Here is a 13,602-nt window from a genome sequence, read left to right as displayed (position 1 = left end):
TCTGTCATGACGTGACGTTAGCAGCAATGAAGTTCACCATGAGGGAGCTTTCGAGCGGCATTTCCGAGTGGACCGTCAACCTTGCTAAAGCATGGCTGTCACGCCGCGGCAACCCGCCCCGCCACGTACTCCGCGTCCAACCCCACGCCACCAACGATCGACGAGTAGTGCCTGGTCAGCCATGGCAGTCCCACCACGAACAATCCGGCAATTTCCGTGACTCCGCGGGAGTGCTTCGGGTAGCCCCACTCGTCCACCAAGGGCAGATCCACCAAAGTGAAATCGAGCTTGTAACCGGACGCCCACAACACAGACGTGATGTTCGCGTCGGCCAGGTTCACCTGAGCCGGCTCATTTGGGAGCCAGTCATCTGCCTCTAAAGGCGCCTGCTCCGGAGCGTCGATCCCCGCTGCGGCAATGTACGCATCAATAGCCCTGCGTGAGCGCTGTCCGAACGCGGACTCGACGGCGGCGAGGCGTTCGGGGAGGTCGTCGCTGAAGGTGATGTCGCCGTCGTCGATTGATTCAAGGTGGCCGTGCAGGTGCATACCGCGGCGGCCGAGTTCTCGGAGGTGGATGCTGTGGCCGCCGTCGGTGCCGGAGAGCAGCGGGTTGGGCGCGAAACGTAGAGCGGGGGAGGGGAGCGCCTCGGTGGTGAGGGCATTCACTCCGTAGTCGGGGCCGTGTTTGCCGGTTTCGAGCATCCAGTAGATGAGGTCCTGGCCTCGGTATCGACGTGGGGCTTCCGGGACGATTGAGACGGAGAGGTGGACGTCGCGGCCTGCGTCGTGGAGCTCCTCAGCGATCTGCCCGCCTGACTGCCCGGTCCCCACGATCAACACGGCCCCACCCGGCAGCTGCTCCGGATTGCGGTACTCGTGGGTATGCAGCTGGGTCACCTCGGCAGGGAGCTTGGCCGCCAGGGGAGGGATCTTGGGTACTTGGTAGGCGCCAGTTGCCAGGACGACGTTCCGTGCCCGCAAGCTCCCGAGTGATGTCTCAAGGTGGAACCCGCCGTCGGGCGAAGCAGACAAACGGGTGAGATCAACGCCCGTTTGGACCGGCGCGGAGATCAGCTCCGCATACCGCCTGAAAAGGTTTACCGCAGCATCGCGGGGGATGAACGCGTCCCGGTCGCCGCCGTCGAACGGCATACCCGGGAGGTCCAGCGAGAGGTTGGGAGTATTCATGTAGAAGCTGTCCCAACGGTCTTGGAAGGCCCCACCCAGGGTGTCTCGGCGCTCCAAAACCTGATGTTCAACGCCCAGCTGCGTCAGCCAGTAACTGGTGGTGAGTCCTGCTTGGCCGGCACCAATGACGACCGTCTCCTGGGTGCGTCCCATGGCTGGAGTTTACGCTTGGGCGCGGCATTTGGGGATGGGCGAAGACGGCCTTGCCTAGCGGCCCTGCACCTCGAGAAAGGCTGCCAGTTCGGCGTCCGTAGGTTCCCGGATCTCGACAGGCGTCGTCGCGGGGGTGGGAGGCAGGAAGTCGTCAAGGGACGTTTGTCCTTCCAGCACTGGAATTGGTTCAAACGCGGGGTCGTCTGCCACTCTGCTCCTCCTGTAGATCGGCTAAGGCCCACCATATTCGGGCACGGCCGCACCTCCGGGGATGCGCGGCGGCGGGATGCCGTGCGTGTCCAAAAGACGTAGGCTTTCGGGACGTGTCCGGGGGGGGAATGATTCGTAAATGTCGACTACAAACGTGGTCCGGGTACTCGATATCACCATGTGGGTGATGATCGTTCTTAGCTTGGTGCTGCTGGTCAGCGGCCTATTGGACAACTTCTGGGCGACGGTGTGCCTCATAGCCGTCGCCGCTCCGTCAATTACCAGCTGGGTGATCAAGGACAGGGCTCGGGGCGCAACCAAGGGTGACGAGCCGCAGTAGCGCCAATGGGCTGGTCATGATGTCGGTGGCGGATGCAATGCTGGCTGGATGGAGCGAAATCCTTTCAACGAGCACACGACCATTCGCGAACGAGCCCGGCTTTGGTGGCATGACGGCGGCGGCGCCCGGGTTCACGGATGGTCAAGCCGACAATGGCTTGCGGCGTCGGGCTGCCTTGTACTTGCGGCACTCATGCTCACCGCTCTGGCCAGCGTGGTGGGCGACAGGGTTTCCGCGGTGTGCCTCCTGGCAGGCTCTCTCAGCCTCATCGGGATCAGTTGGCACGGACTCTACTCAGCTCACAAAGCCATAAACGGTTCGGTCCGACCCGAGGGATAGCATCTGCAGAGTGGGACCCCCTTTACTGGGCTGGTGTTAGCCCGGAAGGGGCGGTCTTGGCGCTGTACTGAATGCCGCGTTTTGCCTTGGCCAGCACCATCCGATGGATAAATATTTCCCAGCACTAGCCATCTGCTCAAATCTCTGTAGACTAGATGGTGTTGTTGTGTTTGGCATTTGGTAGTTCAGGCAGTCCCCATGATCCCTCTGGATCGTGACCTTCTGAAGTAACGGTGGAGAACACCCCACACCGGAGACCCGAAAGTCGGGAGAATCTCCACCTTCAGTAAGGACTGAAAAAAATGGCTACAGGTACCGTGAAATGGTTCAACTCCGAAAAGGGCTTCGGCTTCATCTCTCCTGAAGATGGCAGCCAGGACGTTTTCGCTCACTACTCTGCGATCAACTCCTCGGGCTACCGCTCCCTCGAAGAGAACCAGAAGGTTTCCTTCGACGTCGAGCAGGGCCCCAAGGGTCCCCAGGCTGTAAACATCCAGGCTGTCTAGTCTTCGGATAACGCAAAAAGCAGGGCCGGTCACTGACCGGCCCTGCTTTTGTTTTGCCCTCCCTCAGCTGATTAGGAGCAAACCAACTTCGACATCCGCGAACAGATCGCAACGTCGTCGCATTGTTGGAACTAGTTCTGTAGACGGGTAATGCTCACCAACGCCGCGGACGCTCAGGCGTCGAATACGTCAGGATCTCTCTTTGGTCCCCGTTAGACTGTGGCCATGGTGGGTTATGGCCGAGTCGTCGGCGGAGATTATAAGGGCGCGACAGTGTCGACGCGGGTGGGAAGCACGCTCATTGTGCAAGCCGGACTCAAGTTCCGGAAGTTGACGCCTGAGAACGTCGCGGAATGGGACGAAGTCGTCACAGACGGGAAGGGAAATCCGGTGGGCGCCGTTAGCAAGGCGATAGCCGGAGCCATCCTTCCAGGCCAGATCGGAAAGGCAGCGTCAGCGGCAGTTGGGGCGACGTTCGATTCCATGGGGCCGTCGCACGTCGTTCGCGTCGATTGGACCGACGGCAAGCGGTCGTTGATCAAGTTTCCTGACGGAGTCTTCAAGCACTTTGAACTCGTGCTTGAGAAGGAGCGCGTAGTCCGCACCGAAGAATCGCCGGATCAAATTTCTCCAACTCCGGTGGAGAAGCCTACGGTGGCAGAGCAGGCGTTTTCTGTAGTTTCGGGAATCATCAGCGATCGACTACCAAGGCCAACGAAAACTTCACATGTGGATGTAGAGCCAGTCAGCACCCCCGATGTCACAGAGTTGATATCCAAACTCGCCGCGCTGCGAGAAGCGGGGTTTCTCACCGACGATGAGTTCAGTGTGAAGAAGGCTGAGTTGCTGGGGCGGCTTTGACGTCAAGGAACCGGATTGAGGGCAAACCGTAGCCCTTCTCATGTGCGAGCCGATCCCTCCTGGTAGTGTCCTGTCGGCAGCCAGGACGTTTTCGCTCACTACTCTGCGATCAACTCCTCGGGCTACCGCTCCCTCGAAGAGAACCAGAAGGTTTCCTTCGACGTCGAGCAGGGCCCCAAGGGTCCCCAGGCTGTAAACATCCAGGCTGTCTAGTCTTCGGATAACGCAAAAAGCAGGGCCGGTCACTGACCGGCCCTGTTTTTTTGTCTGCTCATCATTAGAAGATGTCTTCTGGTTCAAAATATGTCTGTAGAACATATATCCACATAGCGAATTACATGGGTGTAATTCGAGTTGGGCCGCTCGTAGCGTTGGAGGTAATCCACCCGCAGAGCTGAGGGAGCATCGCATGGGCCGCCTGATTTCCGAACAGCCCCACCACCTAGACGAGTCCCGCCACCACCTAGATTTGCCCAAATCACCACCTAGATGGACCCAATTCGGCCTGTGCAAGGCCGTTTTGCCACCTAGTCCCGTTTTCTCGATCTAGCCTGCGAAGTGAGCCGCATGTCGGGCATCCACAGAAACAGAAGGTTGGGTCGAGTGTTCGATTCAGAGATTCAACGAATCCTCGACTTCGTCGCACGCGGGATCGGCGTGCGGGTAGTCGGTGCACCGGGCAGCGGTAAGACGACCGTGGTCCGCAGTGTTATGGGCAATCTCGAAAAGACCGGAGTGGCCGTACACTTCATCACCGGCCTCCGCACTCATCGCACCATCCCGTACTCAGCCATCAAAGGACTGGGCCTGGACTTACGGCCCGGCCGCAGCGGCGTCTTCGACATCGCGGACGTGTTGGCCAGCCAGTTGGCAACTCATGGAAAGCATCTGCTGGTCGTTGACGACCTCCACCTTGTAGACAGTGAATCACTGGCCGTCCTGGAAGCGGTGAGGCGTCGGTCGGATTGCCCAATGGTGGCAACCGCCCCCGAAACCTGGGAGTTCTCCAAAGGTCAATTGGCTGTCCTCAACAACGGCCGCGAGGCACACCTTCAGCTGGATCCGCTCCACTACGAGCAGGTTCACCTGCTCATCGCACAAGTCCTGGGTGCCCCGGCAGACGCAGACACCACGGCCCGGATCCTTACCAAGTCGGCCGGGAACCCGCGACTCATCGTACGCATCACTGAAACGGCCTCGCTGAGCAACCTGCTGGTCATGAACAACAAGCAGTGGAGCATGGCCACGAACACGCTCTGGAACGAGCACCTGCGCGGGACACTGGAGGCTCTGTTGGCCGAGCTCAGCGCTGATGAATTCACGGCGCTTCACACCATGGCGATCCTGGGCACAGCCCGCGTTGACGTCTTGCAAAAGGTCATCCAGCCAGAGGCCCTGGAAGGGCTCGAGTGCAGGGGATTCCTGTCCGTCATGGACGACCACCACAATGGTCCGATCGCCGCCATCAGCCCGCCCGTCATCGCTGACTACTTCCGGGGAAACAAGAACCTCAGGGACAGGAAGCTGCTGCGAAGGAAGATCGCCGGCGTCCTTGAAGCGGTACCGAGGGCAACGCAAGAGACCCAGACGACGGCAGACTGCCTCGCCCGGGTCTTGGCTACCTTGCGTCTGGAGAAGGGCGACGGCGACGCCGTCACTGCCCGCCATTTCCATGACCACAACGCAGACCGTGAACGCATACGATTCGCGAGGTGGGAAGCCAACAAGTCTGTGGCAAACGCTGCATCGTTGCTGCGGATCTATTGGGGCGCTCCCGTGGACGTCCAGCGGGCTTCCCAGGTCTGTCGCGAAACAACGACCTCCGACGCCGACCCCAAGGACGTCTTGTTCGTCGCCATCACTCGGGCCATGCTCGCCGTGCACACGGGCGAAGGCCCAGGTGCCGCCGTCGACATTCTTCAAAAGTTCGCCGCCGAGCACCCACATCATGCAGAGGAAGCCAACGACGCCATCACCTTCCTCAGCGCTTCCCACGGCAGGGTCCCTTCGGGGACGCCAACACGCGATTTCGATACTGAACCGTCAGGAATGGGCAGCCTGGTCCATGGGCTGCTGGAGCTGTACCGCTTCAGGCCCGCAGCAGCGTACGACGCCGTCGACGGTCCGGAGGATGATGATCTTTTCTCCCACCTTCGCCCGTTCATTCGGGGGTTTGCCCTCTTCGCAGTGGGCCGCATCGACGAGTCGCTCGTTTTTGCACTGGACTGGCGGACTGAAGCACGCAAGAACCTGGACCAGTTCGGTGTCGTCACCAGCAGCTACATTGCTGCGCACGGACTGCTGTACAGGGGGCACTTCGAGGAAGCGGAGTACCTCATGAGCAGTGTCTTCGCCATGGGACGGCCAGGCTTCGTGGTGGACGCCCTTTACGACGCGATGCTGCGTCTGGCCGGGCTCCGTCACGCAACGTCGGCCACCCCGCCGGCTCTCTCAATTGCCGCGCAGGCGCGGACGGACGTGCCCGATGTCGGGCCTTTGCCTGGAATCGGCAAGGGAGCCTACGAACTGATTGCCCACGAGAGCGCGAAACCTTCAACGTTTGATCGGAAAGCCGTGAAACTCATCAGGCGCCAGTTGAAGAGCGGCTACATCCTGGAGGCCATGATGACGGCGCTCCTCTGCACCTGCTTGAACCCGGGGCGTCCGGTCTTGGACCTGTTACAGATGATCCTCCGGGACAGCGGCGTCACGGTCCATGACCAACTCATCGCCATTGCCACGGCCGTGGTTGAAGGAGACCATCAGCTTCTCGGTCTGCTCCTGAAGCACTACGAGCCCGATATCGACACCTACCAGGTGGGCATGCTTCTCCGGGGTGCACTCAAGCGGCACGTCATTGATGGGGACACTGCCGCTGCTGACGCCCTGGCTCAGGCATCGTCCATGTTCGCGGTCAGGTTCCCGTCAGCCAACGAGCAGCTCTCCTTCAACTCGTTCAGAACCACGCCACTGACGGAGCGGGAAATCGAGGTAGCCGTCCTGGCTGGCCACCGCACCAATGTTGAGATCGCCGAACACTTAGGCATCAGCGCGAGGACCGTGGAAAACCACATCTCCAACGCGCTGCGCAAGACCGGCGCAACGTCCCGCAACGGACTCTTCATGCTCGTCGGGAATTCACTTCCGCCGCGGGGAGCCGGGATAGGCTGAAATCACGTCCCGACGCCGGTCTCCGATGCCCTGTCAGGAGCCGGCTCCAGCAGCGTGAAGGGTTTCAGTGAACAGTTCTCCCGGCTTGGACCGCCGACTAGGCACCTTCGATGCGTCCCTCATCGGCTTGGGTTCCATGATCGGCGCGGGTGTGTTCGCTGCCTTCACGCCGGCCGCGGCGGCTGCAGGGTCCGGGCTGCTCATCGGCTTGGTGGTGGCTGCATTCGTAGCCTTCTGCAATGCCACGTCCTCAGCACAACTCGCTGCGAGATACCCCACCTCCGGCGGTACCTACATCTACGGACGGGAACGGCTGGGACCATGGGCCGGGTTCCTGGCCGGCTGGGGCTTCATCATTGGCAAGACCGCAAGCGCAGCGGCCATGGCAATGACCTTCGCCGCCTATGCCGCCCCGCAAGGCTGGGAGCGCCCGGTGGCGATTGCCGCCGTCGTACTCTTGACCGCTGTTAACTACCACGGGGTGACCCGGACAGCAGGGCTGACCCGTGTGCTGGTGATTGCCGTGCTGGCTGCCCTGGTGATTGCCGTGACTGCAGTGTGGGGTGGATCCGGCCCCGACTTCGGCGACTTTGTGGGGGAGGGCTTGCTTGCTGAGGGCTGGTACGGGATCCTGCAGTCCGGCGGGCTGCTGTTCTTCGCATTCGCTGGCTATGCGAGGATCGCAACGATGGGCGAGGAAGTACGCGAACCCCAGCACACCATTCCCCGGGCGATAGGCATCGCGTTGGGCACGACGATCGTCATCTACGCCGTCATTGCGGTGACGCTGCTGGCGGCGCTCGGCCCCGACGGCGTGGCTGCAACGCCGACTCCGCTGGCCGATGCCGTCAGCGCAGGAACGTTGGCGTGGGCGGCACCAGTGGTCCGAATCGGAGCCGCGGTCGCATCATTGGGAGCGCTGCTGGCGCTCGTAGCAGGGCTTGGCCGCACAAGCCTGGCGATGGCCCGGGAACACGACCTGCCGAATTGGCTCTCTGCCGTGCACCCGATATACAAGGTTCCCCATAGGGCGGAGGTCACTCTGGCCGTCGTGATCTGCCTGATCATCGCCGTGGCTGATCTTCGCGAAGCCATCGGATTCTCATCATTCGGCGTGCTGCTTTATTACTTGGTCGCGAACATCGCCGCCTACACTCAGCCGGTCGAGGACCGCCGGTATCCGAAGTTCCTACAGGTCGCCGGTGCGGTTGCCTGCGTGGCTCTTGTCGCGACGCTGCCGCCGTTGTCCGTGGTGCTTGGCGTACTGATGTTCGTGGTGGGCATCGCGTACAGGTCCATCCGGCTGCGCGTAGGCCGCTAGGCCGCTGCCTCTCCGGCTTGGGCACGACTCCACCTGGGGGTAGACGGGTGGAGCCGTGCCGTAGTGCCTCCTACGCCAAAGCGGGTGGGGCTCCCGCCGGACACCGGGACTCCCGCTTCGAAGGCACAAAAGGAGACTATGGCCGGTAGCGGGACTCTAGGTGGTGGAACGACGCAACTAGGTGCTTCACGCTTCCGAACTAGGGGCTGACGCGGGTGAAGATGAGTGGTGGGCGGGAGCACCTAGGTGTTGGCGCGCCGTCGTACGTTCCGCCGTTCTACCAACTCGGGCCGGAGCTCGTCTTCATGTGACCATTGACTGATGACTTGGGAAAACATGGAGCCGCATCGGTCGGGACTTTTGCGGTACCTCGCAGACGAATTGCTATCTCTGGGTCCAGACCGTCCACTCATCGCAATAGACGGCGTCGATGGAAGCGGCAAGTCAACTTTCGCGGCTGCTCTTTCCTCGGAAGTTCATGGACGGCCAGTCGTGACAATTCACCTGGATGATTTTCTCAACCTCCAGGAAGACCGGCACCGCCGAGGTCGTGCATCTCCCGAGGGATTTTGGCTGGATACCTACGACTACAAAGCCTTCAAGCAAAACGTCCTGGAGCCACTGAGTAAGGGAGGGGACGGAAGGTATCGAACCGGAGTCACGGATGCCCGGAAGAATGTAAGGGTGAAGCCCAATCGACAGTTGGCCCCGGAGAACGCGCTGGTCGTCATAGAGGGCATGTTCCTGCATCGGGATGAGCTGGCCAGCATGTGGGACTACTCGATCTTCCTCGATGTTCCGTTTGCTGAAACCGCAAAGCGGATGTCCCTGAGGGATGGTGGCAGCCCGGACCCGGACCATCCGTCATTGCAACGGTACGTCGGCGGGCAACGACTGTATTTTCAGCATGCTCAGCCGTGGTCGCGGGCTACAAGGATCATTGACAACACGCTTCCGGACAACCCCAGGTTGCTGGCCGTCAAGGAAGCGATGGAACGGCAGCGGTAGCAATTTGCGTCGGAGTTGGACGCGCGAGATCGCCTGGGCCTGCGTCTATGTATGCTTCGAAAGCGCGCCGAAGCCAAAACTCGATCGCCACCTTCGGCGGGCGGCTGGATCAACGCCCCGCCGTCAGGGCACTTCCGAGTTTGGGATGCTGCCGCGCCAGGTGACTAGAGCGGCGCGATCACCTTCGGGGAGATTCGCCGCTTCCATGAAGCCGGACACGTTGAACCCGGCCAAAGCCGCTCGGAAGGCCCCTTCCGTGGTGGTCCCGTGGCGCTCGCAGAGTTCATTCAGTAAGCATTCAGCACTGTTCCTGTTGCCGCTGGCGGCTTGGACGTCGCCCAGCCTGACAGTCTCGAGGTAGTCATCAACGATTTCCTCGGTATCGGCGTTCACGGCCGAAAGCAGAATCATGGCAATGATGCCGGTCCGGTCCCGGCCACCCATGCAGTGAAAGAGGACGCCGCCCGGCGGTGCATTGACTATGGCTGAGACCGCAGTTCCCGCTCGTTCGGGCATCTCATTGAGGTGGGGCAGGAAGTACAGCGCGGTGCCCACTAGGCCGTTGTCCCAATAGTTGGCCCAGAAATCGGTGTTCTCAAGACCGTCGAGATCCACGTTGATTGTGGTGAGCCAGGCTGGACGTGCCTGGACATCCTTTTCACGTTCCCCCGGTTGGCGAAGATCGACGACGGTACGGATCCCGGCCTTGAAGATTTGCTGCCAACCGTCGGGGCTGATCCGGTCCGCGTTGTCGCTCCGGAAAAATACTCCTGGAGGTGTCATCGTTCCGTCTGAACGTTCCAGACCGCCAAGATCGCGTGCGTTGACGAGACCATCAACTCGTAGGGCGCGGTCCTTAGTGTCAGACTCTTCCATGCCCCAAGTAAAGCAAAAGGGCTCAAGCCCTCGCGTGCAGCGTGGGGGTGGCCGCAGCCTCTCGGCACGGTCACCCCCACGACAACTACTTCTCGCAGCCGACTCCGTCTTTGTCGTTATCCAGACCATAAATGTCGGATCCAGTAACTGTCACCGGTCCCCGCACATATGCCGGACCATTGCCACTGCCTCCGGCGCAATCGACGTCGGATGCAACGGGAACGCAACCCGAGTAATTCGGGTCGCAGTTACTCTGTGCCTGCGGCGCCGCCGGAACAGCTTTGGGAACAAGCTTGGCAGTTGCTGCGTCCGCCACGGCTTTGTCAGCAGCGGCCTTGTCGGCGGCTGCCTTTGCTGCAGCTGCTTGAGCCGCCGCTGCTTGATCAGCGGCAGCTTTGTCTGCAGTGGCCTTATCCGCGGCAGCCTTGTCCGCCGCCGCCTTTTCGGCCGCAGCTTTCGCGGCCGCCTCCGCCGCTCGGTCATCGGACAATTTTTTGGCGGTTGCTGAGTCCAACCACATTAGTCCGCCGGCGCGGTCAACTGCGCAGATGTACGTCTCACCGGAAGAAGTTTGAGTCGCCTTCTCGGTTGTACAGGCCGTCCCAGCGACCTTGCTGGGTGTCGGCGTCGCCGAAGCAGAAGTTGTTACGGTTGTGCTGTTCACCGAGCTGGCGTTGGTCGTCGCTCCTTGACCGCAGGCTGCGGTCATCACCAGCAGCGATGTGATTGCCAGCAACCCCAGCGTCTTCCGTCCTTGAGTCAAGAATGACTTGCCTAGGAAATGCCGGTTTTTAGCCGTGCGAATAGAACCCTTTTTCAATTATTGCCCCCTTGTAGATGCGCCGATGCGATGGCGCGTGCTGTGACCATAACACTCGGCGAAACAGCAAGGGGAGGATAAGTTATCTATGACTCGGCGTCCCGCCCACGTTACAAGCGGCACGCCAACGCCCAGGGCTCAAGCCCGCGCGTGCTTCTTCCCACCGGCACGCCCCGACGCAGCAGCCCTGACCCCAGCGTCGCCACGTTCGCCAGCAACCACCGACGCACCCGTCCCCAACCCGCGGACCGTCCAACCGGCACTCCGCCAAGCCTCGGCGTCCAGAACGTTTCGTGCGTCCAGCACCATCCGGCGTCGTACCAGCGCTCCAATTTCGGAAGGTGACAGCGAAACGTATTCGTCCCATTCGGTCAGCAGCAGAACCAGTTCGGCGCCTTCGAGGGCGCGCTTGGTGGAGGCCTCGAAGCGGATCTGCGGGTAGCGGATCCAGGCGTTGTTGATGGCTTTGGGGTCGGTGACGGTGACGTGGGCGCCGGCCGAAGCGAGTTGCTGGGCGACGTCCAGGGCGGGGGAGTCGCGGATGTCGTCGGTGTCGGGCTTGAACGCGGCGCCGAGGATGGTCACCGTGCGGCCGGACAGGAACCCGCGGCACATCTCGCGGGCAACCTCCACAGCACGGGATCGCTGGTCCAGGTTCACCGAATCTACCAGGGCCATCCACTCGTCCACGGAGGGCACCGAAAGCTCACGTGCCTGGGCCCGGAAGGACCGGATGTCCTTGGGCAGGCAGCCCCCGCCGAAGCCGAGCCCGGCGTGCAGGTACCGGTTGCCGATGCGCGGATCCAGCCCCATCGCCTCGCTGAGCTCGCTCACGTCAGCGCCCGACGCGTCACACAACTCCGCCATCGCATTGATGAAGCTGACCTTCGTGGCCAGGAATGCGTTCGACGCAGACTTGATGAGTTCCGCCGTCGCGAAATTGCAGACCAGCCGCGGGATACCGGCGCAGATCAGCGGTTCGTAGACGGCGTCCAGAACGGCGGTCACCGGAGCGCCGGCAGCAGTGCCCGTGCCGCCCGGGACGCCGTAGACCAGCCGGTCGGGAACCAACGAATCCTTCACCGCCGTGCCCTGCCGCAGGAACTCGGGGTTCCAACCGAGCAGCACGTCGGCGCGTCGGGCCAGGATCGCGCGAAGCGTCTCCACCGTGCCTACCGGCACCGTCGATTTACCGACGACGGCGGCACCCTTCGCCAGATGCGGCAGGAGGCTCTTCGTGGCGCCCATCAGGTAGGAGAGGTCCGCGGTGTCGGAGGTTTTGGACTGAGGGGTGCCCACGCAAAGGAAGTGAACCTGGGCATCGGCGGCAGCGGAGAAATCGGAGGTGAACACCAGGCGCCCCGTGGTGCGGCCGTCTTTGAGGAGCTCGTCCAAACCGGGCTCGTGGAACGGTGCTACAGCTTTGTTCAGCTGCTCCACCTTGGAGGAATCGACGTCGATGCCCACCACGGTGTGACCCATCGAAGCGAGCGTTGCTGCGTGCACTGCGCCGAGGTAGCCGCAGCCGATCACGGAAATCTTCATGAGGAGGGTCCTTTGCTTGAGGTGAGTTCTGTGGGCCCGTTTTCCCGGGAAAAGGAGGCGATGACTTCGGTGTAGTGACGGACCAGGTCGGCGCTGAGGACAGGCCACGTCCGTCCTTGGACCGAGGCCGTTGCCGCCGTGGCGAACGCGCGGCGCTTGGCGTCGTCGCCGATCAGGTCCTGCGCGTAACTGCGCAACTGGGTGAGGTTTCCGGGCTCGTACAGCCAGCCGGTCCGGGAGTTTTCGACGAGGTCCAAGGGGCCGCCGCGTCCGGTCGCGACCACGGGAACGCCCGATGCCATGGCTTCCTGAATGGTCTGGCAGAACGTCTCGAACTCGCCGGGATGGACGAAGAGGTCGAAGCTCGCAACGGCCTCGGCCAGGGCATCGCCGCCGAGGAAGCCCGCAAATACAGCGTTCGGAAGCTGCGCCTCCAGGGCTGCGCGCTGCGGACCATCGCCCACAATCACCAGCTTCGTGTTGGGTAGATCCGCCAGCACCGCGAGATCCTCAACCTGCTTCTCGACGGCGAGCCGGCCGACGTAGCCGATGATCCGGTGACCGTCGGGCGCTACAGAGCGGCGCCACGCCGTCGAGCGTTTTGCGGGGTTGAATCGCGCGGTATCCACACCGCGGCGCCACATGTCCACGCGCAGGATGCCGCGCCCACGCAACTGGTTCAGCGCGAACGTGGACGGCACAAGGGTTCGGGTGGCCAGGAGGTGGATGTTGTCCACGCGGTTCCAGGCCCAATTCTCCAGGAACGGCACGCCATAGCGGGCGGCGTAGCTGGGAACCTCGGTTTGGTAGATCGCCACGGTCGGGATGCCGAGCTGGTGGGCGGCCTGCACGGCGCGCCAGCCGAGGACGAAAGGTGAGGCCAGATGAACAACGTCGGGGGAAAAATCGGCAAGGATTCGCTTGACCCGATTCACACCACCCAACGCAACCCGCACATTCGTGTAACCAGCCAGCGGCACCGAAGGAAGCCGGTGCACATACGCACCCTTCTCGACGCTCGAAACATCAGTGTCCGACGTCGACGGCGCGATCACCATCACCTCATCCCCGCGCTCCTGCAGATGCTCCAGCACCCGCAGTATCGAGTGGGTTACCCCATTCATCAGTGGCAGGAATGATTCGGCGACGATTGCGATCCTCACGCCTTCAACGGTGGTCGGGGCGGTTGGCTGCGCGGGTTCGAACGGGTGGCCTGTGGAGGAAGAGTGGGTTAACAGGTGGGGGTCTGTTTTGTCCGGGTG

At 61.9% G+C, this 13,602-nt stretch carries 12 protein-coding genes and 1 pseudogene; 7 read left to right on the top strand and 6 right to left on the bottom strand.

Features of this window, described 5'->3' with window-relative positions:
* Nucleotides 1–98 precede the first annotated feature (98 nt).
* Together QF015_RS04890 and QF015_RS04885 are read right to left on the bottom strand one after the other, a co-directional pair.
* Nucleotides 99–1,343: a flavin-containing monooxygenase gene (locus tag QF015_RS04890; protein WP_429387412.1), complete on the bottom strand. Its 1,245-nt coding sequence runs from the start codon at nt 1,341–1,343 to the stop codon at nt 99–101.
* A gap of 54 nt (nt 1,344–1,397) precedes the next feature.
* Complete coding sequence (locus QF015_RS04885) at nt 1,398–1,553, bottom strand: hypothetical protein (RefSeq protein WP_429387409.1); 156 nt, start codon at nt 1,551–1,553, stop codon at nt 1,398–1,400.
* Between the two features lie 139 nt (nt 1,554–1,692).
* On the opposite strand from QF015_RS04885, the gene QF015_RS04880 reads away from it, so the two are divergent.
* The 7 genes and pseudogenes from QF015_RS04880 to QF015_RS04850 all read left to right on the top strand — a co-directional run bounded on the left by QF015_RS04880 (nt 1,693) and on the right by QF015_RS04850 (nt 9,099).
* Complete coding sequence (locus tag QF015_RS04880) at nt 1,693–1,893, top strand: hypothetical protein (RefSeq protein ID WP_310201940.1); 201 nt, start codon at nt 1,693–1,695, stop codon at nt 1,891–1,893.
* A gap of 641 nt (nt 1,894–2,534) precedes the next feature.
* Nucleotides 2,535–2,738: a transcription antiterminator/RNA stability regulator CspE gene (cspE, locus tag QF015_RS04875; RefSeq protein ID WP_024819996.1), complete on the top strand. Its 204-nt coding sequence runs from the start codon at nt 2,535–2,537 to the stop codon at nt 2,736–2,738.
* Nucleotides 2,739–2,963: 225 nt separating this feature from the next.
* A complete protein-coding gene (locus QF015_RS04870; RefSeq protein WP_429387406.1) occupies nt 2,964–3,599 on the top strand; it encodes an SHOCT domain-containing protein in 636 nt (211 codons plus the stop codon).
* Between the two features lie 75 nt (nt 3,600–3,674).
* A pseudogene (locus QF015_RS04865) lies at nt 3,675–3,812 on the top strand (cold-shock protein); the annotation flags it as partial.
* 390 nt (nt 3,813–4,202) lie between these two features.
* Nucleotides 4,203–6,770 (top strand): LuxR C-terminal-related transcriptional regulator, encoded by a 2,568-nt coding sequence (locus QF015_RS04860; RefSeq protein WP_429387404.1) that lies wholly within the window; start codon nt 4,203–4,205, stop codon nt 6,768–6,770.
* 67 nt (nt 6,771–6,837) lie between these two features.
* Nucleotides 6,838–8,091 carry an APC family permease gene (locus tag QF015_RS04855; RefSeq protein ID WP_429387403.1) on the top strand — a complete coding sequence of 418 codons (1,254 nt, stop codon included), beginning with the start codon at nt 6,838–6,840 and terminating at the stop codon, nt 8,089–8,091.
* Between the two features lie 321 nt (nt 8,092–8,412).
* Nucleotides 8,413–9,099, top strand: coding sequence for a uridine kinase (locus tag QF015_RS04850; RefSeq protein WP_429387400.1), 687 nt, complete (start codon nt 8,413–8,415; stop codon nt 9,097–9,099).
* 123 nt (nt 9,100–9,222) lie between these two features.
* On the opposite strand, the gene QF015_RS04845 is transcribed toward QF015_RS04850, so the two are convergent.
* From QF015_RS04845 to QF015_RS04830, 4 genes are all read right to left on the bottom strand, one after another.
* Nucleotides 9,223–9,975, bottom strand: a complete 753-nt coding sequence (locus QF015_RS04845) for a tyrosine-protein phosphatase (RefSeq protein ID WP_429387398.1) — start codon at nt 9,973–9,975, stop codon at nt 9,223–9,225.
* 85 nt (nt 9,976–10,060) lie between these two features.
* Complete coding sequence (locus QF015_RS04840; protein ID WP_429387395.1) at nt 10,061–10,465, bottom strand: hypothetical protein; 405 nt, start codon at nt 10,463–10,465, stop codon at nt 10,061–10,063.
* Nucleotides 10,466–10,933: 468 nt separating this feature from the next.
* A complete protein-coding gene (locus QF015_RS04835) occupies nt 10,934–12,340 on the bottom strand; it encodes a UDP-glucose dehydrogenase family protein (protein WP_429387393.1) in 1,407 nt (468 codons plus the stop codon).
* Nucleotides 12,337–13,503 (bottom strand): glycosyltransferase family 4 protein, encoded by a 1,167-nt coding sequence (locus QF015_RS04830; protein ID WP_429387392.1) that lies wholly within the window; start codon nt 13,501–13,503, stop codon nt 12,337–12,339. The genes QF015_RS04835 and QF015_RS04830 overlap by 4 nt, the downstream gene beginning before the upstream one ends.
* Nucleotides 13,504–13,602 lie beyond the last annotated feature (99 nt).

Origin of the sequence: Paenarthrobacter sp. TE4293 (assembly GCF_050435325.1) — a bacterium.
Lineage (GTDB): Bacteria > Actinomycetota > Actinomycetes > Actinomycetales > Micrococcaceae > Arthrobacter > Arthrobacter nitroguajacolicus_C.
The sequence above is the reverse complement of the archived record's forward strand: the minus strand, read 5'-3'. Positions and strand labels throughout refer to the sequence as shown.